Annotated in this window: 23 protein-coding genes; 12 read left to right on the top strand and 11 right to left on the bottom strand. The window is 61.8% G+C overall.

From position 1 onward, the window contains the following. Nucleotides 1-113: 113 nt before the first annotated feature. Nucleotides 114-1157, bottom strand: coding sequence for a phosphoribosylformylglycinamidine cyclo-ligase (purM, locus tag IGW03_RS02260; RefSeq protein WP_194720871.1), 1044 nt, complete (start codon nucleotides 1155-1157; stop codon nucleotides 114-116). A 162-nt stretch (nucleotides 1158-1319) separates the two neighbouring features. Here purM and hda point away from each other — a divergent pair, with 162 nt between their 5' ends. From hda to panB, 7 genes are read left to right on the top strand one after another with little or no spacing between them, the layout of a single operon-like run. After that, nucleotides 1320-2006, top strand: a complete 687-nt coding sequence (hda, locus tag IGW03_RS02255) for a DnaA regulatory inactivator Hda (protein ID WP_194720870.1) — start codon at nucleotides 1320-1322, stop codon at nucleotides 2004-2006. After that, the gene (locus tag IGW03_RS02250) at nucleotides 2006-2674 is read left to right on the top strand and encodes a histidinol-phosphatase (protein ID WP_194720869.1); all 669 of its coding nucleotides are present in this window, start codon (nucleotides 2006-2008) and stop codon (nucleotides 2672-2674) included. The genes hda and IGW03_RS02250 overlap by 1 nt, the downstream gene beginning before the upstream one ends. Next, nucleotides 2671-4032: a polynucleotide adenylyltransferase PcnB gene (pcnB, locus tag IGW03_RS02245; RefSeq protein ID WP_194720868.1), complete on the top strand. Its 1362-nt coding sequence runs from the start codon at nucleotides 2671-2673 to the stop codon at nucleotides 4030-4032. Before IGW03_RS02250 ends, pcnB begins: the two co-directional genes overlap by 4 nt. Further along, complete coding sequence (gene folK, locus IGW03_RS02240; protein ID WP_228534907.1) at nucleotides 4029-4532, top strand: 2-amino-4-hydroxy-6-hydroxymethyldihydropteridine diphosphokinase; 504 nt, start codon at nucleotides 4029-4031, stop codon at nucleotides 4530-4532. The genes pcnB and folK overlap by 4 nt, the downstream gene beginning before the upstream one ends. A 2-nt stretch (nucleotides 4533-4534) precedes the next feature. After that, the gene (locus IGW03_RS02235; RefSeq protein WP_194720867.1) at nucleotides 4535-4882 is read left to right on the top strand and encodes a DMT family protein; all 348 of its coding nucleotides are present in this window, start codon (nucleotides 4535-4537) and stop codon (nucleotides 4880-4882) included. Continuing rightward, on the top strand, nucleotides 4879-5523 hold the full coding sequence (locus tag IGW03_RS02230) for a deoxynucleoside kinase (RefSeq protein ID WP_194720866.1): 645 nt from the start codon (nucleotides 4879-4881) through the stop codon (nucleotides 5521-5523). The genes IGW03_RS02235 and IGW03_RS02230 overlap by 4 nt, the downstream gene beginning before the upstream one ends. Then, entirely contained in the window at nucleotides 5523-6353 is an 831-nt protein-coding gene (panB, locus tag IGW03_RS02225) for a 3-methyl-2-oxobutanoate hydroxymethyltransferase (RefSeq protein WP_194721194.1), read from the top strand. The genes IGW03_RS02230 and panB overlap by 1 nt, the downstream gene beginning before the upstream one ends. A gap of 105 nt (nucleotides 6354-6458) precedes the next feature. Here the strand turns inward: panB and can are convergent, their stop codons facing one another. From can to IGW03_RS02185, 8 genes are all read right to left on the bottom strand, one after another. Next, nucleotides 6459-7142 (bottom strand): carbonate dehydratase, encoded by a 684-nt coding sequence (gene can / locus IGW03_RS02220; RefSeq protein ID WP_194720865.1) that lies wholly within the window; start codon nucleotides 7140-7142, stop codon nucleotides 6459-6461. A gap of 220 nt (nucleotides 7143-7362) precedes the next feature. Further along, nucleotides 7363-7995, bottom strand: a complete 633-nt coding sequence (locus tag IGW03_RS02215) for a chalcone isomerase family protein (protein ID WP_194720864.1) — start codon at nucleotides 7993-7995, stop codon at nucleotides 7363-7365. Between the two features lie 207 nt (nucleotides 7996-8202). Then, entirely contained in the window at nucleotides 8203-9336 is a 1134-nt protein-coding gene (gene dnaJ, locus IGW03_RS02210) for a molecular chaperone DnaJ (protein WP_194720863.1), read from the bottom strand. A 101-nt stretch (nucleotides 9337-9437) separates the two neighbouring features. Next, nucleotides 9438-11381 (bottom strand): molecular chaperone DnaK, encoded by a 1944-nt coding sequence (gene dnaK, locus IGW03_RS02205; RefSeq protein WP_194720862.1) that lies wholly within the window; start codon nucleotides 11379-11381, stop codon nucleotides 9438-9440. 101 nt (nucleotides 11382-11482) lie between these two features. Next, nucleotides 11483-12085, bottom strand: coding sequence for a nucleotide exchange factor GrpE (gene grpE / locus IGW03_RS02200; RefSeq protein WP_194720861.1), 603 nt, complete (start codon nucleotides 12083-12085; stop codon nucleotides 11483-11485). A 424-nt stretch (nucleotides 12086-12509) separates the two neighbouring features. Further along, a complete protein-coding gene (gene hemH / locus IGW03_RS02195; RefSeq protein ID WP_194720860.1) occupies nucleotides 12510-13616 on the bottom strand; it encodes a ferrochelatase in 1107 nt (368 codons plus the stop codon). A 44-nt stretch (nucleotides 13617-13660) separates the two neighbouring features. Continuing rightward, entirely contained in the window at nucleotides 13661-15310 is a 1650-nt protein-coding gene (gene recN / locus IGW03_RS02190; protein ID WP_194720859.1) for a DNA repair protein RecN, read from the bottom strand. A gap of 108 nt (nucleotides 15311-15418) precedes the next feature. Then, nucleotides 15419-16336, bottom strand: a complete 918-nt coding sequence (locus tag IGW03_RS02185) for an NAD kinase (protein WP_194720858.1) — start codon at nucleotides 16334-16336, stop codon at nucleotides 15419-15421. 117 nt (nucleotides 16337-16453) lie between these two features. Here IGW03_RS02185 and IGW03_RS02180 point away from each other — a divergent pair, with 117 nt between their 5' ends. Together IGW03_RS02180 and hrcA are read left to right on the top strand one after the other, a co-directional pair. Continuing rightward, a complete protein-coding gene (locus IGW03_RS02180) occupies nucleotides 16454-17149 on the top strand; it encodes an HAD family hydrolase (protein ID WP_194720857.1) in 696 nt (231 codons plus the stop codon). Nucleotides 17150-17311: 162 nt separating this feature from the next. Beyond that, nucleotides 17312-18334 carry a heat-inducible transcriptional repressor HrcA gene (hrcA, locus tag IGW03_RS02175; RefSeq protein WP_194720856.1) on the top strand — a complete coding sequence of 341 codons (1023 nt, stop codon included), beginning with the start codon at nucleotides 17312-17314 and terminating at the stop codon, nucleotides 18332-18334. A gap of 69 nt (nucleotides 18335-18403) precedes the next feature. Here the strand turns inward: hrcA and IGW03_RS02170 are convergent, their stop codons facing one another. Beyond that, on the bottom strand, nucleotides 18404-18730 hold the full coding sequence (locus tag IGW03_RS02170) for a PilZ domain-containing protein (protein WP_194720855.1): 327 nt from the start codon (nucleotides 18728-18730) through the stop codon (nucleotides 18404-18406). A gap of 119 nt (nucleotides 18731-18849) precedes the next feature. Then, nucleotides 18850-19281 carry a ferric iron uptake transcriptional regulator gene (gene fur, locus IGW03_RS02165; protein WP_194720854.1) on the bottom strand — a complete coding sequence of 144 codons (432 nt, stop codon included), beginning with the start codon at nucleotides 19279-19281 and terminating at the stop codon, nucleotides 18850-18852. A gap of 198 nt (nucleotides 19282-19479) precedes the next feature. Here fur and IGW03_RS02160 point away from each other — a divergent pair, with 198 nt between their 5' ends. From IGW03_RS02160 to IGW03_RS02150, 3 genes are read left to right on the top strand one after another with little or no spacing between them, the layout of a single operon-like run. Beyond that, nucleotides 19480-19962, top strand: a complete 483-nt coding sequence (locus IGW03_RS02160; protein ID WP_323744915.1) for an outer membrane protein assembly factor BamE — start codon at nucleotides 19480-19482, stop codon at nucleotides 19960-19962. Between the two features lie 12 nt (nucleotides 19963-19974). Then, entirely contained in the window at nucleotides 19975-20781 is an 807-nt protein-coding gene (dapB, locus tag IGW03_RS02155; RefSeq protein ID WP_194720852.1) for a 4-hydroxy-tetrahydrodipicolinate reductase, read from the top strand. A gap of 37 nt (nucleotides 20782-20818) precedes the next feature. Further along, nucleotides 20819-21571, top strand: a complete 753-nt coding sequence (locus IGW03_RS02150; RefSeq protein ID WP_194720851.1) for an energy transducer TonB — start codon at nucleotides 20819-20821, stop codon at nucleotides 21569-21571. Nucleotides 21572-21584 lie beyond the last annotated feature (13 nt).

The following is a 21584-nucleotide window of genomic DNA, read 5'->3' as shown; positions in this document are numbered from 1 at the left end:
TAGCGACGCAGGCGCTTCCCCTTCGAAATCCAAAGAATTTTTCCGAACAGCAAAATAAAAAGGCTGCGGCGCTCTTCGCACCGCAGCCTTCTTTTGCAATCTGCGATTATGCGTCAGACGACGATGGTCTGCGCCTCGCCGTCCTTGCGTTCGCGGATCTCGCCGATGCGCGTGACCGTCTCGCCGGCAGCCTTCAGCTGGGCAATCGCCGCATCCGCATTTTCCTGCGACACGATGACCACCATGCCGATGCCGCAGTTGAAGACGCGGTGCATTTCGTCATCGGCGACATTGCCGTGCTGCTGCAGCCAGGAGAACAGCGGCGGCATGGTCCAGGCGTCGCGGTGCAGGACGGCGGTGAGGTTGTCGCGCAACACGCGCGGCACGTTTTCCACCAGACCGCCGCCGGTGATATGGGCCATGCCCTTGACTTCCAGCGTCTGCATCAGCGCCAGCAGCGGCTTGACATAGATGTGGGTCGGCTCCAGCAGCACGTCCGCGAGGCGGCGTCCGTGGAAATCGGCGTTCAGGTCGGGCTGGGCCACCGAGATGATCTTGCGCACCAGCGAATAGCCGTTGGAATGCGCGCCGGAGGAAGCCAGGCCCAGCACCACGTCGCCCGGCACGATCTTGCTGCCGTCGATGAGCTTCGACTTTTCGACCGCGCCGACGGCAAAGCCGGCCAGGTCGTATTCGCCGTCGGGGTACATGCTCGGCATTTCCGCCGTTTCGCCGCCGATCAGCGCGCAACCCGCCAGTTCGCAGCCTTTCGCGATGCCCTTGATGACATCGGTCGCCGACGGGACGTCGAGCTTGCCGCAGGCAAAGTAATCGAGGAAGAACAGCGGTTCGGCGCCCTGCACGAGAATGTCGTTGACGCTCATCGCGACCAGGTCGATGCCGACGGTGTCGTGCTTGTTCAGGTGGAAGGCCAGCTTGAGTTTGGTCCCAACGCCGTCGGTGCCGGAAACGAGCACCGGTTCCTTGTATTTCTTGCTGATTTCAAACAGCGCGCCGAAGCCGCCGATGCCGCCGAGCACGCCTTCGCGCATGGTGCGCTTGGCAAAAGGCTTGATGGCTTCGACCAGGGCATCGCCCGCGTCAATGTCAACACCGGCATCGCGGTAGGAAAGGGAGACGTTGGAAGAGGAACTCATGATTAGATGGAGGCAGAGGCGGTAAAATAGGCGGTTGATAGCCAAATGCGGCGACCAAACCGCTATTTTAACAAACCGATCAGTGCAAGCTTCCAGTTTCATGCCATTTTCTTTCCTTCCCCAGCAGGAATGCGGCCGGCGCGGCAGCTTTTTTCGTCCGTCATGAGGCAAATGCTCCTTGACCTGGGCGCGGAAAAACCGCAAACCCTCGATACCTTCGTTGTCGGCCGGAACGCCGAACTGGCGCAGCGCCTGCGGCGTTTCGCGCAGGGCGGCGCCGTTTCCGACGATCGCTTCATCTATCTCTGGGGCGAGGAAGGCGCCGGCAAGACGCACCTGCTGCGCTCGCTGGCGGCGGATGCCGATGCGGATGCACGCTACCTTCCGGCCGGCGCGCCGCCGGAGGATTATGTATTCGACCACGGCATCGGCCTTTACCTGATGGACGATTGCCAGGACCTGGACGCCGATGCCCAGATTGCGGCCTTCGCCCTGTTCAACCAAGTCAAGGAAAACGGAGCGCTGCTGGTCAGTGCCGGCAGCAAGCCGCCGCTGGGACTGGAATTGCGGGAAGACCTGCGCACGCGCCTCGGCTGGGGCCTGGTGTACCAGGTGCACGGCCTGACCGACGAGGAAAAGATCGCCGCCCTGACCCAGACGGCGCAGGCGCGCGGCATTAGCCTTCCTCCGGGCGTGTTACCCTATCTGATCACCCATTTCCGCCGCGACATGCGCTCACTGTCGGCAATGCTCGATGCCCTGGACCAGTACTCTCTGGAAACCCAACGGCCGATCACCCTGCCCCTGCTGCGCAGCCTGCTGCAACTCGAAGGTGAACCCAAACCATAATGAATATCGCCCTCTTCGACCTAGACCATACCCTGATACCGCTGGACTCCGATTATGAATGGGGCCAGTTCCTGGTGCGCATCGGCGCCGTGGACAACGAAGCCTTCTCCCGCCGCAACGCCCAGTTCTATGCCCAGTACGAAGCCGGCACGCTCGATCCGGTCGAATACCTGGAATTCGCGCTCGGCACGCTGGCGGGCTTCCCCAGAAAACAGCTCGATACCTGGCACGAGCAGTTCATGGCGGAAGTGATCCGCCCGGGCATCCGCCAGACGGCGCTCGACCTCGTCAGGCGCCACCAGGATGCCGGCGATGAAGTCGTCATCATCACCGCCACCAACCGTTTCGTCACCGCGCCGATCGCGGCCGCGCTCGGCGTGGCCAACCTGATCGCCGCGCAGCCTGAAGAAACACCGGAAGGCGAAATCACCGGCAAACTGCTCGGCATTCCCACTTCCGGTTCCGGCAAGGTCGTTCATCTGAACGACTGGCTGGCCGCGCAGGGCAAGTCCCTGTCCGGCTTCCCGCGCAGCTATTTCTACAGCGATTCCCAGAACGACATTCCGCTGCTGTCCGCCGTGACCGATCCCGTCGCCACCAACCCGAACGCCTTGCTCAGAGCGCATGCCAGCGCCCAAGGCTGGCCCATCCTGTCCCTGTTCGAATGATTAAAAAGCTTATCAAGCGCATCCTCGGCGTAAAGAAGAAAACCGAAAGCCCGAACCAGCCGGCCATTCTCGGACCGAACGACCACGGCATCAATCCGCAGCTGCTGTCGCCGAACGCGGTGCGCGTCACGCAGACATTGCAGGAAGCCGGCTTCAAGGCTTTCGTGGTCGGCGGCGCGGTGCGCGACCTGCTGCTCGGCGTCAAGCCCAAGGATTTCGACGTCGCCACCAATGCCACGCCGGAACAGGTGAAACGCCTGTTCCGGCGCGCCTTCATCATCGGCAGGCGCTTCCAGATCGTGCACGTGATGTTCGGCCAGGAAATCATCGAAGTCACCACCTTCCGCAGCACCTCGGCCGACAACGCGCCCAAGGACGAGCACGGCCGCGTGCTGCGCGACAACACCTTCGGCGAACAGCATGAAGATGCGGTGCGGCGCGACTTCACGATCAATGCGATGTACTACGATCCGGCCACGCGGCAGGTGTTCGACTATCACCAGGGCATCGCCGACATCCGCAGCAAGACCCTGCGCATCATCGGCGTTCCGGAAGCGCGCTACCGCGAAGACCCGGTGCGCCTGCTGCGCGTGGTGCGCTTCGCCGCCAAGCTCGGCTTCACCATCGACCCGCAGACGCGCGCGCCGATCCAGGTCATGGCGCCGCTGATCAACAACGTTCCCGCGGCCCGGGTTTTCGACGAGATGCTCAAGCTGCTCATGAGCGGCCAGGCGCTGGCCTGCCTGCAGCAGCTGCGCACGGAAGGCCTGCACCACGGCCTCTTGCCGCTGCTCGACGTCGTGCTGGAGCAGCCGCTGGGCGAGAAGTTCGTCACCCTGGCGCTGGCCGGCACCGACCAGCGCATCCGCGAAGGCAAGCCGGTATCGCCGGGTTTCCTGTTCGCTTCCCTGCTCTGGCACCAAGTCCTGGAAAAGTGGACGGCCTACCAGGCCGCCGGCGAATATCCGATTCCCGCGCTGCACCTGGCGGCCGACGACGTGCTCAACACCCAGACCGAAAAGCTCGCCCTGCAGCGCCGCATCGCTTCCGACATGCGCGACATCTGGGCGATGCAGCCGCGCTTCGAGCGCCGCGTCGGCAAGTCGCCGTACAAGCTGCTCGAGCATCCGCGCCTGCGCGCCGGCTACGATTTCCTGCTGCTGCGCTGCGCCTCGGGTGAAATCGACCAGGAAATCGGCGACTGGTGGACCGACTTCATGGCCGCCGACGGCCCCGAGCGCGAAGCCCTTCTTGCCCGCAAGCCCAAGGCCGAAGGAGAAGGAGCGCCCGCCCGCAAGCGCCGCCGCCGCAGCCGCAGCAAACCGAAGGAAACGCCGGCGGAAGGCTCCGCACAATGAGCGCAATCAGCGCAATGAAGGGCGCGCGTGAGGATTGCTACATTGGCGTCGGCGCCAATCTCGGCAGCGCGCAGGAGCAGGTCGAGCAGGCGATCGCCAGGCTCGCGCAGTTGCCCGATTCGGCGCTGCTTGCCCGGTCCAGCCTGTTCCGCACCGCGCCCGTCGATGCCGGCGGCGACGACTATGTGAACGCCGTCGTCAAGATCGAAACCGGCCTCGAGGCGCCATCCCTGCTGACGCAGCTGCAGGCCATCGAGCAGGATTTCGGCCGCGAGCGCCCCTACCCGAATGCGCCCCGCACCCTCGACCTCGACCTGCTGCTGTATGGGCGCGAAACAATCGCCGGCGATACGCTGACGGTGCCGCATCCGCGCATGACGCAGCGCGCCTTCGTGCTGATCCCGCTGCTGCAGATCGATCCCTTCATCGACATTCCCGGCAAGGGCCCGGCGCATGCCTTCGTTCCCGGCGTCTCCTCGCAAACCATCCGGAAGATCTGACCATGAACCTCCCTGTGACCCTGCAGACCGTCGGCCTGCTGGTGCTGTCGAACATCTTCATGACATTTGCCTGGTATGGCCACCTGAAGAGTCTTGCCAGCAAGCCCTGGTGGATTGCGGCGCTGATTAGCTGGTCGATCGCGCTGTTCGAATACCTGTTGCAGGTGCCGGCCAACCGCATCGGCTACACTGAATTCAGCGTCGCCCAGCTGAAGATCATGCAGGAAGCCATCACCCTCACCGTGTTCGTGCCGTTCGCGATGCTGTACATGAACCAGCCGTTCAAGCTGGACTATATCTGGGCAGCGCTTTGCCTGGTCGGCGCGGTATATTTCATTTTCCGCTCATGAACCTCGACCGTTACCGATACATCGTCGTCGAAGGCCCGATCGGCGTCGGCAAGACTTCCCTCGTGCAAAGGCTGGCCGATGTGCTGCATGCGCAAAAGCTCGTCGAACGCCCGCAGGAAATCCCCTTCCTCGACAACTTCTACCGCGATCCGGCCCGCTATGCGCTGTCCACCCAGATCGCCTTCCTGTTCCAGCGCATGGGCCAGATGCGCGTGCTGGCGCAGGCCGATCCATCGACAACAAGGATCGTGTCCGACTTCCTTCTCGACAAGGATGCGCTGTTCGCGCGCCTGACGCTGGACCCCGACGAACTCAAGCTATATGAACAGCTGTGCGAGCAGCTGCGGCCGCAGGGGCCGGCGCCCGACTTGGTGATCTACCTGACGGCGGAGCCCGCGACGCTGGTGGAGCGCATCCGCAAGCGCGGCATTGCGATGGAAGCCGGCATCACGGATGTCTACCTGGAGCGCCTTTGTGAAAGTTACAGCCGATTCTTTTATCATTACGACGCCGCGCCTCAGCTGATCGTAAATACCGAGCATTTCAATCCGGTCGGAAGCGACGAGCACTTCGCCCAACTGCTCGCCCGCATCGATGCGATGCGGGGCAAACGGGAATATCTCAACCTCGGGGAACAATGATGGCAGCCTATCTGCAAGACGGCGAGACAGCCGGACGCACCAAGGCCGTAACGGCGCCGGCGCTGCTGGCCATGCGCGCAGCGGGAGAAAAGATTGCGATGCTGACCTGCTACGACGCAAGCTTCGCGGCATTGATGGACCGCTGCGCCGTCGATGTGTTGCTGGTCGGGGATTCGCTCGGCAATGTCTGCCAGGGCCATGCCTCCACCCTGCCCGTCACGCTTGCCGACATTGCCTATCACACCGCATCGGTCGCGCGTGGCAACAAGAATGCGCTGCTGGTTGCGGACATGCCCTTCGGCACCTACGCCACTCCCGAGGCGGCGTTCGAGAATGCAGCCAAGCTGATGCAGGCCGGCGCGCAGATGGTCAAGATCGAAGGCGGCGCCTGGCTGGCCGATACCGTGCGCTTCCTCACGGAACGCGCGATTCCGGTCTGCGCGCATCTCGGACTGACGCCGCAGTCGGTTCACCAGTTCGGCGGTTTCAAGGTACAGGGCAAGACCACCGAGGGCGCAGAAAAATTGAAGGCGGATGCCTTGGCGCTGCAGGCCGCCGGCGCAACGCTCGTGGTGCTGGAAGCCATTCCAAGCGCGCTCGGCAAGGAAGTCACCGACCTGCTGAGCATTCCTACCATCGGCATCGGCGCTGGCGTGGATTGCTCCGGACAGGTACTGGTCATGCACGACATGCTGGGCGTCTTCCCCGGCCGCAAGGCGCGCTTCGTCAGGAATTTCATGGACGGCCAGACCAGCATCGAAGCCGCCGTCAGGGCTTATATCGCCGCCGTGAAGGACCAGTCCTTCCCGGCAGCAGAACATTGCTTCTGAGCCGGCTTTCAAGAAACGAAGCCGGCGCAGCCATCCCACATGGGACCTGCGCCGGCTGTGCTGAATAATTCTCCCGCATCTCGGCAGGGTCGGCCTGCAGAAGAATCAGACCTGTTTCGGCGCTTCCTCATACTGCGTCAGGATGCCTGACATTTTCGCAGCCAAGTCTTCCGCTCCACCCAATGTCAGCCCCAAGTCGCGCAGCAGACCGTCGTGCAGGCCATAGATCCAGCTGTGAATGGTCAGCTCCTGTCCGCGCTCCCATGCATCCTGCACCACGGTCGTCTGGCAGACGTTGGCCACCTGCTCCAGCACATTCAATTCGCACAGCCTGTCCTGCTTGAGCTTGGTCGGCAGCGTTTCGCCGAGATAGCGCTCATGCTTCTGATGCACGTCCTGCACATGGCGCAGCCAGTTGTCAGCTAGGCCGACGCGGCGCCGGGCCAGCGCCGCGTGAACGCCGGAGCAGCCGTAGTGACCGCAGACGATGATGTGCCTGACCTTCAGCACATCGATGGCAAACTGCAGCACCGACAGGCAATTGAGGTCGGTGTGCACGACCACGTTGGCGATATTGCGGTGAACGAAGAGCTCTCCGGGCAGCAGGCCGACGATTTCATTGGCGGGAACGCGGCTGTCGGCGCAGCCGATCCACAGGTATTCCGGCGATTGCTGGCGCGCCAGCGTTTTGAAGAAGTTCTCGTCCGTAGCCACCATGGAAGCAGCCCAGGACCGGTTGTTGTCGAACAGCGGCTCCAGCAGCTGCCGAGGAAGTTTGGGGGAAGTCATGGCGCTTGCCGGTTCGTGGAGTGGCGGCCCGGCCATGCCGCATTCCCGGGTAGGGAATGCCGGCAGACCGGTAGAGCGCCGCAGCGCGTCGCCGCGGACAATGCGCATTATAACTGTGCAAAGAGTTGCAAGAATGGAAAAGCACGAGCGGTTGGAAAATAGGCCGGGTCGGCTTGATCGCAGCTCCCGCCCTCATGTCATGACGTGGACGGCCAAGCCGTCAGCTGTTGCCGCGCTGCGGCTCCTCCGGCTTTTCGCCCAGCATGGCCGGCTTCAGTTTCGCATCGACGGGCTTGTCGCCCAGCCAGATCTTGAGCAGCGCATTGTAGAAGGCAGGATCAGGCAGCGAGTCGGATACCTTCCTGCCGTTGACGTGAATGACCGTCCCGCTCTCGGGCACCCAGTCGGTGGTCAGGACATCGCCCTTCTTCAGCTCCGGAATCGAGGCGAAGATTTCGCCGAACTTCTGCAGCTGCGAAATGAATCTCACCTTTTCGGACTTGTCGCTGTTCTGCTGGATGCCGCTCATGAAGCCGCGCGCCAGTTCTTCATTGCCGACGTCGCGCAGCATCACGATGGTGACCCGTTTCGCGCCCGGCAAATTCAGCACCTCGCCGACCGTCGTCCTCTTCTCGTTGAGATACAAGGCGGCGACGTAAGCCTTGAAGATGGCTTTATGGCGAATGCCCGCACCGTTGAGCTTGAGATCCTGGTTGCCGACGCGCGCGATGTCGTCGATCTTGACGCCGGCCACCTCCGCTGCAGAAGCCGCCGACGCTGTCATTCCGGCCAAGGCGTATGCGATACAGGCAAGGCTTAGATTGAGAAGGAACTGGACGGCTTTTCTTGTCATGATTGTCTCCGGTATTTATTTGTTATGGCCAGCAACAATGCACGCTGGAAATGCCAGATTATCCAGAGAAAACCTAGAGCCGAAACTCTAATGCCTGGCGATTTACCCCAAGCTTGAGGAAAAACAAAAGCCGCAGGCTCTGGAAGAACCTGCGGCTTGATGAGACAACCCGGACTTGACGAATTGGTATTCGCGAGCCGGTATTTCTTACTCGAAGAACTCCTTCACCTTGTCTTTCCACGACTTGCTCTGCGGGCTGTGCTTGGAGCCGCCGGCCGTGGTCAGCTGCTCGAACTCCTGCAGCAATTCCTTCTGCCGCTCGGTGAGCTTAACCGGCGTTTCCACGACCACGTGGCAGAACAGGTCGCCGGCATAACCGGACCGCACGCCCTTGATGCCCTTGCCGCGCAGACGGAAAGTCTTGCCCGACTGCGTGCCTTCCGGCAGGGTGAAGGAAGCCTTGCCGTTGAGCGTCGGCACTTCCACCTCGCCGCCCAGCGCCGCCTTGGCGAACGAGACCGGGATTTCGCAATGCAGGTCGTCGCCGTCGCGCTGGAAGACCTGGTGCGGCTTGATATGGATTTCCACATACAGGTCGCCCGGAGGGCCGCCGTTCATGCCAGGCTCGCCGTTGCCCGAGGAGCGGATGCGCATGCCGTCGTCGATACCGGCCGGAATCTTTACTTCCAGGGTCTTGTTGCGCTTGATGCGTCCCGCGCCGCTGCAGGTGGGGCATGGCGTCGGGATGATCTTGCCCGTGCCGTGGCATTTCGGGCAGGTCTGCTGGATGCTGAAGAAGCCCTGCTGCATGCGCACCTGGCCTTGGCCGCCGCAAGTGGTACAAGTGGTCGGCGAGGTGCCCGGCTTGGCACCGGAGCCATGACAGGTTTCGCATTCATCCCAGGACGGCACGCGGATCGTCGTGTCATAGCCGTGGGCCGCCTGTTCCAGGGTGATTTCCAGGTTGTAGCGCAGGTCTGCGCCGCGGTAAACCTGCGGTCCCGAACTGCGTCCGCCGCGGGCGCCCTGTCCGAAGATGTCGCCGAAGATGTCGCCGAACGCATCGCCAAAACCGCCGAAGCCGGGGCCGCCCGGACCGCCGCCGCCCATGTTGGGGTCGACGCCGGCGTGGCCGTAGCGGTCATAGGCTTCACGCTTGCTCGCGTCGGAAAGCATCTCGTAAGCCTCTTTGGCTTCCTTGAATTTTTCTTCTGCGCCCTTGCTGTCCGGATTGCGGTCCGGATGGTATTTCATCGCCAGCTTGCGATATGCCTTCTTGATCTCGTCGTCGGAGGCATTCTTCGCTACGCCCAGTATTTCGTAATAGTCACGCTTTGCCATGTTGTAGGCATCCTGAATTTAAGCAAAAACGCCGAGTCGAGGATCGCTTAACGATCTTCGGCCCGGCGGGGGTCGCCACGGCGCAAGCCGAGGACCATCAATTATTTGTCTTTGACTTCCTTGAAGTCGGCGTCGACAACGTCTTCTTCCTTCGCTTTCGATTCCGATGCGCCTGCACCGCCAGCGGCACCTGCTGCACCGGCAGCGCCTGCCTGCTGAGCCTGTGCGTCGGCATACATCTTCTCACCCAGCTTCTGGGCAGCAGTCGAGAGCGCGGAGACCTTGTCGTCGATCGCGGACTTGTCGTTGCCCTTGAGGGCTTCTTCCAGATCCTTGATCGCGGCTTCGATCTTCTCCTTCTCGCCGCCTTCCAGCTTGTCGCCGTATTCGGAGACCGCCTTCTTGGTCGAGTGTACCAGCGCGTCGCCCTGGTTGCGGGCGTCTGCCAGTTCCTTGAGCTTCTTGTCTTCGTCGGCGTACAGCTCGGCGTCCTTCACCATCTTCTGGATTTCCTCTTCGGTCAGACCGGAGTTCGCCTTGATGGTGATCTTGTTTTCCTTGCCGGAAGCCTTGTCCTTCGCACCGACGTGCAGGATGCCGTTGGCGTCGATGTCGAAGGTCACTTCGATCTGCGGAATGCCGCGCGGTGCCGGCGGGATGCCTTCGAGGTTGAATTCGCCGAGCAGCTTGTTGCCGGTGGCGATTTCACGCTCGCCCTGGTACACCTTGATGGTCACGGCCGGCTGGTTGTCGTCGGCGGTCGAGAACACCTGGCTGAACTTGGTCGGGATCGTGGTGTTCTTGTTGATCATCTTGGTCATCACGCCGCCCAGGGTTTCAATCCCCAGCGACAGCGGAGTCACGTCGAGCAGCAGCAGGTCCTTGCGGTCGCCGGACAGCACGGAACCCTGGATGGCGGCGCCGACAGCGACGGCTTCGTCCGGGTTGACGTCCTTGCGCGGATCCTTGCCGAAGAATTCCTTGACCTTTTCCTGCACCTTGGGCATGCGGGTCATGCCGCCGACCAGGATCACGTCCTGGATGTCGGAGACTTTCACGCCTGCATCCTTGATCGCGATGCGGCACGGCTCGATGGTGCGCGAGATCAGTTCCTCAACCAGCGATTCCAGCTTGGCGCGGGTGACCTTCATGTTCAGGTGCACCGGAGCGCCGTTGACCATGGCGATGTACGGCTCGTTGATCTCGGTTTGCTGGGAGGACGACAGCTCGATCTTGGCGCGCTCGGCAGATGCCTTGATGCGCTGCAGCGCGATCGGGTCCTTGGACAAATCGAGACCGTTGTTCTTCTTGAATTCGTCGATGATGTAATCGATGACGCGCTGGTCGAAGTCTTCACCGCCGAGGAAGGTGTCGCCATTGGTGGAGAGCACTTCGAACTGCATTTCGCCGTCGACATCCGCAATCTCGATGATCGAGATGTCGAAGGTGCCGCCGCCGAGGTCATACACGGCGATCTTGCGGTCGCCCTTGCCGCTCTTGTCGAGGCCGAAGGCCAGCGCAGCCGCGGTCGGCTCGTTGATGATGCGCTTGACGTCCAGACCGGCGATGCGGCCTGCGTCCTTGGTCGCCTGGCGCTGCGCATCGTTGAAGTAAGCCGGCACGGTGATCACGGCTTCGGTGACTTCCTCGCCAAGATAGTCTTCGGCGGTCTTCTTCATCTTGCGCAGGACTTCGGCGGAAACCTGCTGTGCGGCGAGCTTCTTGTCGCGCACTTGTACCCAGGCGTCGCCGTTGTCGGCCTTGACGATCTGGTAAGGCATCAGGTTGATGTCCTTCTGGACTTCCTTTTCGTCGAACTTGCGGCCGATCAGGCGCTTGACGGCATAGAGAGTGTTTTTCGGGTTGGTGACGGCCTGGCGTTTTGCAGGCGCGCCGACGAGGATTTCACCGTCGTCCTGGTAGGCAACCACGGAAGGCGTGGTGCGCGAACCTTCAGAGTTTTCAATGACTTTCGGCTGGCCGCCTTCCATGATGGCGACGCAGGAGTTGGTCGTGCCGAGGTCGATACCAATAATCTTGCCCATGATGTGTTCCTTTAAGAAGCTGGATTTCTAATGTGTTGTATATGTGGAACCGGGACGCCGGTTTCAAGCGCCCCCAGAATCAATTTTTACTGCGCCATTTTTTACTGTGCGACGGTCACCAGAGCCGGGCGCAGCAGGCGATCCGCGATCGTATAGCCCTTCTGCAGCACGCTGACGATGGTATTGGCATCCTGCTCGGCGGGCACCATGGAGATCGCCTGGTGCTTCATCGGGTCGAGCTTTTCGCCGGGGACCGGATTGATCTCGATCAGCCGGTTGCGCTCGAAGGCTGCGGTCAGCTGCTTGAGCGTCATTTCGACGCCCTCCTTCAGCGATTCCACAGCCGGGGTTTCGAGCTTGAGCGCCATTTCAAGGCTGTCCTTGACCGGCACCAGGGCTTCGGCAAAATTTTCAATCGCAAACTTGTGCGCCTTTGCAATATCTTCCTGAGCGCGGCGGCGGATGTTTTCGGTATCTGCCTTGGCGCGGAGGAAGGCATCCTGCAGCTCGGCCAGCTTGGCTTCCGCAGCGGCCAGCTTTTCCTCGAGGGAAGCGTTTTGCTGGGGCGGCGCAGCGGACTGGGAAGCGGCGCTCTCGGGCGCCGGGGCCTCGGATGTTTGAGCAGCTTGGCTACCCTGAGCACCCTGGGAGGAGGTCTGATTGGCCTGTTCGGTCTGTTCCTGCATCTTTTCTTGATCTTGCATCACAAAAAGTCTCCAACAATCAATGGCTTAGCGTTCATTGCTTCCTTACATGAGGGTATCCCTTACTTTTTCAAGGGGGATTTTGAAAGATGTTGCGGGGAAATTTTCCGGCATGCCCGACAGCCACCGTGAATGGCGGTTTCAAACCGTTACAAGAGCCGGACAATTCGGGCTTTCAATCTCGGCATGCCGTACTACGATGGATATAGGGATGCTGCAGTGCGGCTCAAGACCAGCTGCCGGGATGGCCCTGAACTTGCATCAAGCTTGGAACCGTCGGGCATCCATGGATGAACATGATGAAACTTCCGCTCATATCTGCTGGGATCGTCGCCTATTCGCTGTTCGCCGCCGCGTGGATCTGCGAAGCGCGGCTGTTACCGCTGCTCTAACGTCCTTGACGCTCCACAGGCAGCGCTCGCTGCTAGCGCTCGGCGCCGTGCAGCAGCGCCTGCTGCCGCGACAGCGCCGCTTCCGCTTCCCTCTCCGCCTGCATGGGCGGCGTCAGCACGGTCGGCCAGCCGATCATGTGCTGCTCCGCGATGTCGGCCATTGCAGTAATCCATGCCGGGTCTTCGTTCAGGCAAGGAATGTAATGGAATTCCTTGCCGCCGGCATGCAGGAATTCCTGCCGGCCTTCCATGGCAATTTCCTCCAGCGTCTCCAGGCAGTCGCTGACGAATCCCGGACACACCACGTCGACGCGGCGCTTGCCTTCCCTGCCCAGAGTCTGCAGCATCGGGGCGGTGTAAGGCTGCAGCCATTCCGCCTTGCCGAAGCGCGACTGGAAGGTGACGACATAGTCGTCGGCGGCCAGCTGGAGCTGTTTCGCCACCATGCGCGCGGTCTTGTGGCATTCGCAATGGTAGGGATCGCCCAGCAGCAGCGTGCGCTTGGGCACGCCGTGAAAGCTCATGACCAGCTTGTCCGGACGGCCGTTCAGGTCCCAGTAGCTCCGGATCACTTTCGCCAGCGCGTGAATGTACGCCTCATGATCGTGGTAATGCTTGACCAGCCGCAGTTCCGGCACATTGCGCACCCCGGAAAAATGCCGGAACACCGCATCGAAGGCCGACGCGGTCGTCGTTCCCGAATACTGGGGATAGGCAGGCAGGATGAGAATGCGGTCGCAGCCGTCGGCCTTGAGCCTGTCGAGCACGTCGGGCAGCGCCGGCTGGCCGTAACGCATTGCAAAGGCTACCTCCACCTGGTGGCCGCGCTCGCCGAGGTAGCCGCGCAGCAGCTTGGCCTGGCGCTCGGTATGCACCTTCAGCGGCGAACCGTCTTCAGTCCAGATCGACGCGTATTTTTCCGCCGACTTCGAGGAGCGCAGCGGCAGGATCAGGCCGTTGAGGATGAACCACCAGACGGCGCGCGGAATCTCGACCACGCGCGGATCCGACAGGAACTCTTTCAGATAGCGGCGCACCGCCGGCGCCGTCGGGGCATCCGGCGTACCGAGATTGACCAGAACGACGGCGGTCCTGGAAAGGGAGCCGTGGGTGTAGGAAGGTTCCTTGGCGGGGCGCATTGCGTGTCGGTTTTTCTTGATGTTTGAGTAACTGAGTCAAATCCTCAGGAAGCAAGCAGTTCGCGCGCATGCTTGCGCGTGGTCGCGGTGATTTCGATCCCGCCCAGCATGCGTGCGATTTCCTCGATGCGCGCCTTGGCGTCGAGGAAGTCGATGCGCGACATGGTGCGTCCTTCGCTGCTGCGCTTGCTGACCTGGAAATGCTGGTTCGCCTGGCTGGCGACCTGCGGCAGGTGGGTCACGCACAGCACCTGGCGGTCGCGGCCGAGACGCTTGAGCAGGCGCCCCACCACTTCCGCCACGCCGCCGCCGATGCCGCTGTCGACTTCGTCGAAAATCAGCGTCGGCGTCGCCGTGGCGCTGGACGTGATGACGGAAATGGCCAGCGAGATACGCGCAAGTTCGCCGCCGGAAGCGACCTTGGCCAGCGGCCTTGCCGATGTGCCGGCATGGGCGGCCACCATGAATTCCACCTGCTCGACACCGTAGCTCGCCGGTTCGCAGGGATGCAGCGCCACTTCGAAGCGCCCGCCCGACATGCTCAGGTCCTGCATCGCTGCCGTCACCGCGTCGCCGAGCGCCTTGGCTGCCTTGGCGCGCGACTTGGACAGCTTCACCGCCAGCTCCATGTAGGCGGACTTGAGCTTTTCCTCCTGCACGCGCATGGCGTCGAGATCGGTGGCATTGGCCAGCTGCTTGAGCTGCGCCGACAGGCTTTCATATTCCTGCGGCAGCTCCTCGGGTGCGACGCGGAACTTGCGCGCAGTGGAGTGGATTGCATCGAGGCGCGACTCCACCAGATGCAGCCGTTCGGGATCGAGTTCGACGCGGCCGAGATAGTCGTTGAGGCCGTACACCGCTTCCTGCAGCTGGATGCGCGCCGGCTCCAGCGCATCGACCACCGGGCGCAGCGCGGCATCGATGTCGGCCAGCTTGGACAGCTTGAGCGTCAATGCCGACAGCTGCGACAGGATGGGGCCGCTTTCCGACTCGGAAATGGCATTCAAGGCTTCCTGCGCGCCTTCGATCAGGCTGGCGGCATGCGACAGGCGGCTGTGCTCGGTGCTGATGTCGGCCCATTCGCCGGGCTTGACGGCCAGCTTCTGCAGTTCGCTGACCTGCCATTCGAGCCGTTCGCGCTCGAGCAGCACGCTCTTGGCATTGGCTTCGAATTCCTCGCGCTGCTTGGCCAGCGCGCGCCAGGTCTTGTAGGCCGCGGCCACGGCGCGGGCCTCGTCGAGCAGGCCGGCCTGGCTGTCGAGCAGCACGCGCTGCGCATCCGTCTTCAGCAGCGACTGGTGCGCATGCTGGCCATGGATGTCGACCAGCATCTCGCCGAGTTCGCGCAGCTGCGATGCGGTGGCCGAAATGCCATTGATGAACGCCTTGGAGCGGCCGGCATTGTCGATCACGCGCCGCAGCAGCACGCCGCCGTCCTCGTTGCTGAATTCATGTTCGGCAAGCCAGGTATCGGCCGCGCTGCCGGTGCTGAACTCGGCGGTGATGTCGGTTTTCGCCGCACCTTCGCGGACCACGCTGGCATCGCCCCGTCCTCCGAGCGCCAGCGCCAGCGCATCGATCAGAATGGACTTGCCGGCGCCGGTCTCGCCGGTGAAGACGGTGAAACCCGGAGCAAATTCCAGTTCTATCGAATCGACAATAACAAAATCGCGTATGGAAAGTGTGCGAAGCATAACCCGTTCAGATTGAATAACCACGGCGAACACGACGGCCGGGACAACTGTTGCTTGTCATTGCCATCATGTTCGCCGTGGCGAATCCATTCAATGTTTAGACAGCCGCTATTTTAACTTGCCCGTCGCGGACGGATATTCGTTCCAGTGCAGCTTCTCGCGCAAGGTGTCGTAATAACTCCAACCTTGCGGATGCAGGAAGGTAATGGTGTAGGCGGAACGGCGGATCACGATGCGGTCGTGGTGCTGCAGGCTGGCCAGCGATTGCATGTCGAAATTGGCGCTGATGTCGCGCCCGCCCATGATTTCGATCTCGATCGTGCTGGAATCGGGCACGACGATGGGACGGTTCGACAGCGCATGCGGCGCAATCGGCACCAGCGCAAGGCCGGACAGGCTGGGGTGCAGCAGCGGACCGCCGGCCGACAGGGCATAGGCGGTCGAGCCGGTCGGGGTGGAGACAATCAGTCCGTCGGAACGCTGGTTGTACATGAAGCGGCCGTCGACTTCCACCTTGAGTTCGGCCATGCCGGTGGTAGCGCCGCGTGCGACGACCACGTCGTTGAAGGCCAGCGCATGGAAAATCTGTTGTCCGTCGCGCAAGACCGAGCCCTCGAGCAGTGCGCGTTGTTCCGACTCAAGATTGCCGCTCAACATTTCCGCCAGCACGTTGAACATGCTCTCCTGCGGAATGTCAGTCATGAAACCGAGGCGGCCCTGGTTGATGCCGATGAGCGGCACCCCGAAGCGGGCAAGCTGCCGGGCAATGCCCAGCATGGTGCCGTCACCGCCGACCACGATCGCCACGTCGGCATGCTGGCCGATTTCCTCCGGCGTCATCTTGGCCAGGCCGGGCAGCGCAACATTGTTGGCGGTTTCCGACTCGAACACGACGGCATGGCCGCGCTTGACCAGGAACGAGGCAAGGTCCGACAGCGACTGCTCGATACCGGCGGCCATGTACTTGCCGATGACGGCAATCGTCTTGAAAACGAGAGGAGAGGAAAGTGGCGTGACAGGCAACATGCTCCAGATTAGACCATAATTTCGCTGTGCGATACAGGATGCCATGAAGGTACGCAGTCAGGCGCCCTGCCAGTCTCGCGCCCAGGCAAGCTGTTGAAACCCCTATCCGGAATCCCTATGTCAGTCATCAAAGCCGTGCTGTTCGATCTCGACGATACCCTGTGGCCCATCGTTCCCGTCATCAAGCGCGCGGAAAACCTGCTGTTTCAATGGCTGGAGCTGAACGTGCCCGCGGTTGCGCGCCGCGTATCGATCGAGGGCATGCGCGCGCGGCGGCAGGCCCTGATGGAAACCGATCCGGTCTACCAGCTCGATTTGCGCGCATTGAGGCATGCGGTGCTGGTGGAAGCCTTCATCGATGCCGGCGAGGATAGTCGCCTGGTGGACGAGGCGATGGCGGTATTTTCCCGCGCCAGAAATGAAGTCACCCTGTTCGACGATGTCAAGCCTGCGCTCGGCAGGATGAGGGGCAAGCTGGCGCTGGCATCGGTATCGAACGGGGTCTCCGACCTGGAAGCCATCGGCATCGCGCATCTGTTCGACGCTTCCATTGCAGCCTACAGCTTCGGACGGGCCAAGCCCGATCCGGCCATATTTCATGCCGCGTGCGACGCCTTGAAAATCAGGCCGGCCGAAGCCATCTATGTCGGAGATGATCCGCTGCTGGATGTTGTCGGTGCTCAAAAGGCGGGACTGCGCGCAGTGTGGATGAAGCGAAATGGACTCGGCCCGGACCGCTCGCTGCCCGAAGGCGTCAGGCCGGATGCAACCTGCAGCGACCTGATTGAACTTGAGCGCTGGATCAGCAGTTGAAACTTGCGGTTGCACATGACGAATGGCGTCTTTGACAAATACCGCCGGCTGGCCTGCCATGCCGTCGGCAATGCAATAAAACTCTGATAACTATCAACTTTTTCTGACTACAAGCTGCAACAGAAGGTGGCATGCGCTGTTCAGCGTCGTTAGAATACCCCTATGCAACTCGATAATCGCGCACAAACTTTGCTTAAGGCCCTCGTGGAACGCTACATCGCGGATGGTCAGCCTGTGGGTTCGCGCGCGCTCTCGAAAATCTCGGGACTCGAACTGTCGCCGGCCACCATCCGCAACATCATGGCGGACCTGGAGGAAATGGGCTTTGTTGCAAGTCCACACACCTCGGCCGGCCGCGTGCCGACGCCGCGCGGCTACCGTGTGTTCGTGGATACGCTGCTGACCGTGCAGTCCATCGATGAAACCACCGTGGAATCCAAGCTGCAGATGCGCCTGCAGTCCAAGTCGCCGCAGAAGATCATTTCCAATGCCGCCCAGGTGCTGTCTTCCCTGTCGCAGTTTGCCGGCGTGGTGATGACGCCGAAGCACGAGTCGGTTTTCCAGCAGATCGAATTCCTGCGCCTGTCTGAAAAACGCATCCTGCTGGTGATCGTGGCGCCCAACGGCGATGTGCAGAACCGGCTATTGCTGACCGATGCCGACTATTCGCCGGCGCAGCTGGTGCAGGCGGCCAATTACATCAACCAGCATTTCGCCGGCCACAGTTTCGACGAAGTCCGCACCCGCCTGCATGGCGAGTTGAAGCAGCTGCGCGACGACATGACGAACCTGATGCAGGCGGCGGTCGAAGCCGGCAGCGATGCGATGGCCGAAAGCGCGGAAGATGTCGTGATCTCCGGCGAACGCAACCTGCTTTCCGTCACCGACCTCGCCTCCAACATGACTTCGCTGCGCAAGCTGTTCGACCTGTTCGAGCAGAAAACCAGCCTGATGCAGCTGCTGGATGTATCGAGCAAGGCTACCGGCGTGCAGATCTTCATCGGCGGCGATTCGCAGCTGCTGCCGGTCGACGAGATGAGCGTGGTGACCGCGCCCTATGAGGTCAATGGCAAGATCGTCGGCACGCTGGGCGTCATCGGCCCGACCCGCATGGCCTACGAACGCGTGATTCCCATCGTCGACATCACCGCCAAGCTGCTCTCTAACGCGCTGAGCCATACCTGAGCCGAGCCTCCCGAGCTGAACCCTGTGCACACGTCCGCATGGGGCGGCGCGTGCCGCCTGCCATGCCTGCTACCCCATCATCAGCTGGGCAACGGTCTTGCTGTTGGCCGCGTCGATGCTGATGAACTGAATGCCGATGCGGAAACCGTCGGCGCCGGCAAGAATGCTGTAGACCACCTTGCCCTGCCCCATCACCCTGACCATCTTCCCGTTGAGCGGCGCCTCGAAACCGACGGTACATTCCTGCCCCATGCGTAATTGCTCGCCGACCAGCAGGCTTAGCCCGCCGAGGGAAATATCGAGCGTACGGCAACGGATTGGATTGCCGCCCGGCACCGCCACGATTGCCTGGCAGCGCATGACCTTGCGGGGAAAACTTCTCGGTTCAGGCTTCATGCCGGGCTAGCCTTTCTGCCATGAGGTGAGTAGGTGCATTCAGTGCAGCCGTACCGTTCCATACGGTGTGGCTGCTGAATAATTCTTGAGCGGGGAAAAGCGGAACGGGAGGCGTAGGCTCACCGCGTGCGGTGCGGACAGTCGGTCTTGGTGCAGTGGCCGTACAGGGCAAGCGCATGTTCGGAAATCGCGAAGCCGCGGTCCTTGGCGATGCTCTGCTGGCGCTTCTCGATTTCTTCGTCGTAGAACTCTTCCACGCGGCCGCAATCCAGACAAACCAGATGGTCATGGTGCGAACCTGCGTTGAGTTCGAAGACCGCCTTGCCGGTTTCGAAATGATTGCGATGCAGCAGGCCTGCCTGTTCGAATTGCGTCAGCACGCGATAAACCGTTGCAAGACCGACATCCATATTCTCGCTGAGAAGAATTTTGTAGACATCTTCGGCGCTCAGATGGCGTACCGCGCTATTCTGGAAAATATCGAGGATCTTCAGGCGGGGCAGCGTCGCTTTCAGACCGCTTGCCTTTAACTCGGAGGGATTGCTTGGCATGTTGTTGATCGGAATCGGATTATCTGCTTTATCATATAGCGTTTTGGCCCAATTGCCCAAATTACCTGACTGCTCGAAGAATTGAGACCCACTATGCGAATGTCGTTGTCGTCCTTTGATCGTACACCAGTTACCGCCCGTATGGTATGGCTGGCCCTCGCGGCCTGCCTTGCTGGATGCGCATCGAAAAACCCGCTGATGGAAGAGCCCGCGAGCGTTTCCGCGCCGGCGGCCAAACCGTCGCAGCAGGCTGAAGCCGCACCCGCCCAAGCTAAAACCGATGGATCGTCCGCAGGCCCTGCCAGCGGCGTCACCGCTACCGGCCCGACCGGCGTCCAGCGTTTTCTCGGCGTTTTCTCGCCCTACAAGATCGACATTCAGCAAGGCAATTTCGTTTCCCGCGAAATGGTTGCCCAGCTCAAGGAAGGCATGCAGCGTCCCGAAGGCGTCACGCGTGAACAGGTGCGCTTCGTTCTCGGCACGCCGCTGCTGACCGACATGTTCCATGCCGACCGCTGGGATTACCCCTTCCGCCTCAAGAAACGCAACGGCGAAGTCATTTCCAGCCATGTGACGGTATTCTTCAAGGACAACCGCCTCGCCGACATCGACGGCGGCACGCTGCCGACAGAACAGGAATACCTTGCATTCATCGCCGGCTCCGCGCCGGGCAACAAATAAGCAGGCATCGCCATGAATCCAATGAAAATCGCCGTCGCGGGCGCTTCCGGCCGCATGGGCCGCATGCTGATCGAAACCATCCAGAACGCCGATGATGCCGTGCTCGCCGGCGCGCTCGACATCCCGGGCGCGGCGGGCCTCGGCACCGACGCTGCCGCATTCCTCGGCAAGCCGGCCGACGTGCCGATCGAATCCGACTTCGCCAAGGGTCTCGCGAATGCCGAATTCCTGATCGACTTCACCCGCCCCGAAGGCACGCTCAAACATCTCGAATACTGTGCCGCGCACGGCATCAAGATGATCATCGGCACCACCGGCTTCGACGAGGCCGGCAAGGCCGCCATCGCCGCCGCCGCGCAAAAGACCGCAGTGGTATTTGCGCCCAACATGAGCGTCGGCGTCAATGTCACGCTCAAGCTGCTGCAAATGGCGGCGAAGAGCTTTTCGCACGGCTATGACATCGAGATCATCGAAGCGCACCACCGCCACAAGGTCGATGCGCCCTCCGGCACTGCGATCAAGATGGGCGAGGTCATTGCCGAATCCCTCGGCCGCGACCTCAAGGATGTGGCCGTGTATGCGCGCGAAGGCGTGACCGGCGAGCGCGATCCGTCATCGATCGGTTTTGCCACCATCCGCGGCGGCGATATCGTCGGCGACCATACCGTGCTGTTTGCAGGCATCGGCGAACGGATCGAAATCACGCACAAGTCGTCCAGCCGGCTCAGCTATGCGCATGGCAGCTTGCGCGCGGCGCGTTTCCTGGCCGACAAGACGACCGGCCTGTTCGACATGCAGGCGGTACTCGGGCTCGCATAGCCATGCATCCGCGGTGCGAACGCAGGCCGGCATTCGCATGAGACCCGCAACGGCGATCATCCCCGCCGTTGCGGCCCTGCTGCTGCATGCAGGCCTCGTGCTGATCGCCGTGAGCATGCTGTCCTCCAGCGAAAAGGCGAAGGAACCGCCCAAGCCGATCGAGGTGGCGCTGATTCCGGAAGCGCCGCCTGCCCCGCCTTCTCCGCCGGCCCTGCCCGTTCCGCCAGTTTCATCTCCACCGCCCACCCTGCCCGCGCCTTTACCCGTGGCGCCGCAAGCCAAACCGCCGGAGGCTTCTCCGCCGGTTGAAAAAAAACGGCCTCCCCCGAAAACGCGCAGCGAACGCAAACCGCCGCCGAAACCAGCCCCCACCCAGCCGCAGACCGAAACGCCAGCTGTCAGGTTCGAGGAGCGCTCCGCGCCCTCCAACACCAGCGCCATTGCGGCCCCGGCAGAGCCTGCCCCCGAACCGCCGGCCTCCGCGGCCCCGCCACCATCGACACGCACCCCGGTATCGATTCCCGCCAGTTATGCCGCCACCAACCGCAAGCCGGAATATCCGCGCATGTCGCGTCAACTGGAAGAGCAAGGCACCGTGGTGCTGCGCGTGCTGGTCAGGGCCGACGGCACCGCGGGCGCCGTGGAGATCAGGACTTCGAGCGGATCTCCGCTGCTCGACCAGTCGGCGAAGAATGCGGTGCAGACATGGCGCTTTCATCCGGCGACGCAGGACGGCAAGCCGGTGGATGAGTGGTTTCTGATCCCTATTCCGTTTAAACTGCAAAACTAATTTCATTCTGACA

Origin of the sequence: Noviherbaspirillum malthae (genome assembly GCF_015352985.1) — a bacterium.
In the GTDB taxonomy this organism is placed as follows: Bacteria; Pseudomonadota; Gammaproteobacteria; order Burkholderiales; family Burkholderiaceae_D; genus Noviherbaspirillum; species Noviherbaspirillum malthae.
Note: the sequence above shows the minus strand (reverse complement) of the source record. Positions and strands in the feature narration are given on the sequence as shown.

Bases quoted from the DNA above. Each gene is read 5' to 3' on its own strand.
- IGW03_RS02215 (WP_194720864.1), bottom strand. From the start codon at position 7,995: ATGACAAGAAAAGCCGTCCAGTTCCTTCTCAATCTAAGCCTTGCCTGT.
- dapB (WP_194720852.1), top strand. From the start codon at position 19,975: ATGAATCCAATGAAAATCGCCGTCGCGGGCGCTTCCGGCCGCATGGGC.
- IGW03_RS02250 (WP_194720869.1), top strand. From the start codon at position 2,006: ATGAATATCGCCCTCTTCGACCTAGACCATACCCTGATACCGCTGGAC.
- IGW03_RS02230 (WP_194720866.1), top strand. From the start codon at position 4,879: ATGAACCTCGACCGTTACCGATACATCGTCGTCGAAGGCCCGATCGGC.
- dnaJ (WP_194720863.1), bottom strand. From the start codon at position 9,336: ATGGCAAAGCGTGACTATTACGAAATACTGGGCGTAGCGAAGAATGCC.
- purM (WP_194720871.1), bottom strand. From the start codon at position 1,157: ATGAGTTCCTCTTCCAACGTCTCCCTTTCCTACCGCGATGCCGGTGTT.
- hda (WP_194720870.1), top strand. From the start codon at position 1,320: ATGAGGCAAATGCTCCTTGACCTGGGCGCGGAAAAACCGCAAACCCTC.
- IGW03_RS02235 (WP_194720867.1), top strand. From the start codon at position 4,535: ATGAACCTCCCTGTGACCCTGCAGACCGTCGGCCTGCTGGTGCTGTCG.
- IGW03_RS02185 (WP_194720858.1), bottom strand. From the start codon at position 16,336: ATGTTGCCTGTCACGCCACTTTCCTCTCCTCTCGTTTTCAAGACGATT.
- panB (WP_194721194.1), top strand. From the start codon at position 5,523: ATGGCAGCCTATCTGCAAGACGGCGAGACAGCCGGACGCACCAAGGCC.
- hemH (WP_194720860.1), bottom strand. From the start codon at position 13,616: ATGCGCCCCGCCAAGGAACCTTCCTACACCCACGGCTCCCTTTCCAGG.
- dnaK (WP_194720862.1), bottom strand. From the start codon at position 11,381: ATGGGCAAGATTATTGGTATCGACCTCGGCACGACCAACTCCTGCGTC.
- recN (WP_194720859.1), bottom strand. From the start codon at position 15,310: ATGCTTCGCACACTTTCCATACGCGATTTTGTTATTGTCGATTCGATA.
- grpE (WP_194720861.1), bottom strand. From the start codon at position 12,085: ATGCAAGATCAAGAAAAGATGCAGGAACAGACCGAACAGGCCAATCAG.
- hrcA (WP_194720856.1), top strand. From the start codon at position 17,312: ATGCAACTCGATAATCGCGCACAAACTTTGCTTAAGGCCCTCGTGGAA.
- IGW03_RS02180 (WP_194720857.1), top strand. From the start codon at position 16,454: ATGTCAGTCATCAAAGCCGTGCTGTTCGATCTCGACGATACCCTGTGG.
- IGW03_RS02160 (WP_323744915.1), top strand. From the start codon at position 19,480: ATGGAAGAGCCCGCGAGCGTTTCCGCGCCGGCGGCCAAACCGTCGCAG.
- IGW03_RS02170 (WP_194720855.1), bottom strand. From the start codon at position 18,730: ATGAAGCCTGAACCGAGAAGTTTTCCCCGCAAGGTCATGCGCTGCCAG.
- pcnB (WP_194720868.1), top strand. From the start codon at position 2,671: ATGATTAAAAAGCTTATCAAGCGCATCCTCGGCGTAAAGAAGAAAACC.
- fur (WP_194720854.1), bottom strand. From the start codon at position 19,281: ATGCCAAGCAATCCCTCCGAGTTAAAGGCAAGCGGTCTGAAAGCGACG.
- can (WP_194720865.1), bottom strand. From the start codon at position 7,142: ATGACTTCCCCCAAACTTCCTCGGCAGCTGCTGGAGCCGCTGTTCGAC.
- folK (WP_228534907.1), top strand. From the start codon at position 4,029: ATGAGCGCAATCAGCGCAATGAAGGGCGCGCGTGAGGATTGCTACATT.
- IGW03_RS02150 (WP_194720851.1), top strand. From the start codon at position 20,819: ATGAGACCCGCAACGGCGATCATCCCCGCCGTTGCGGCCCTGCTGCTG.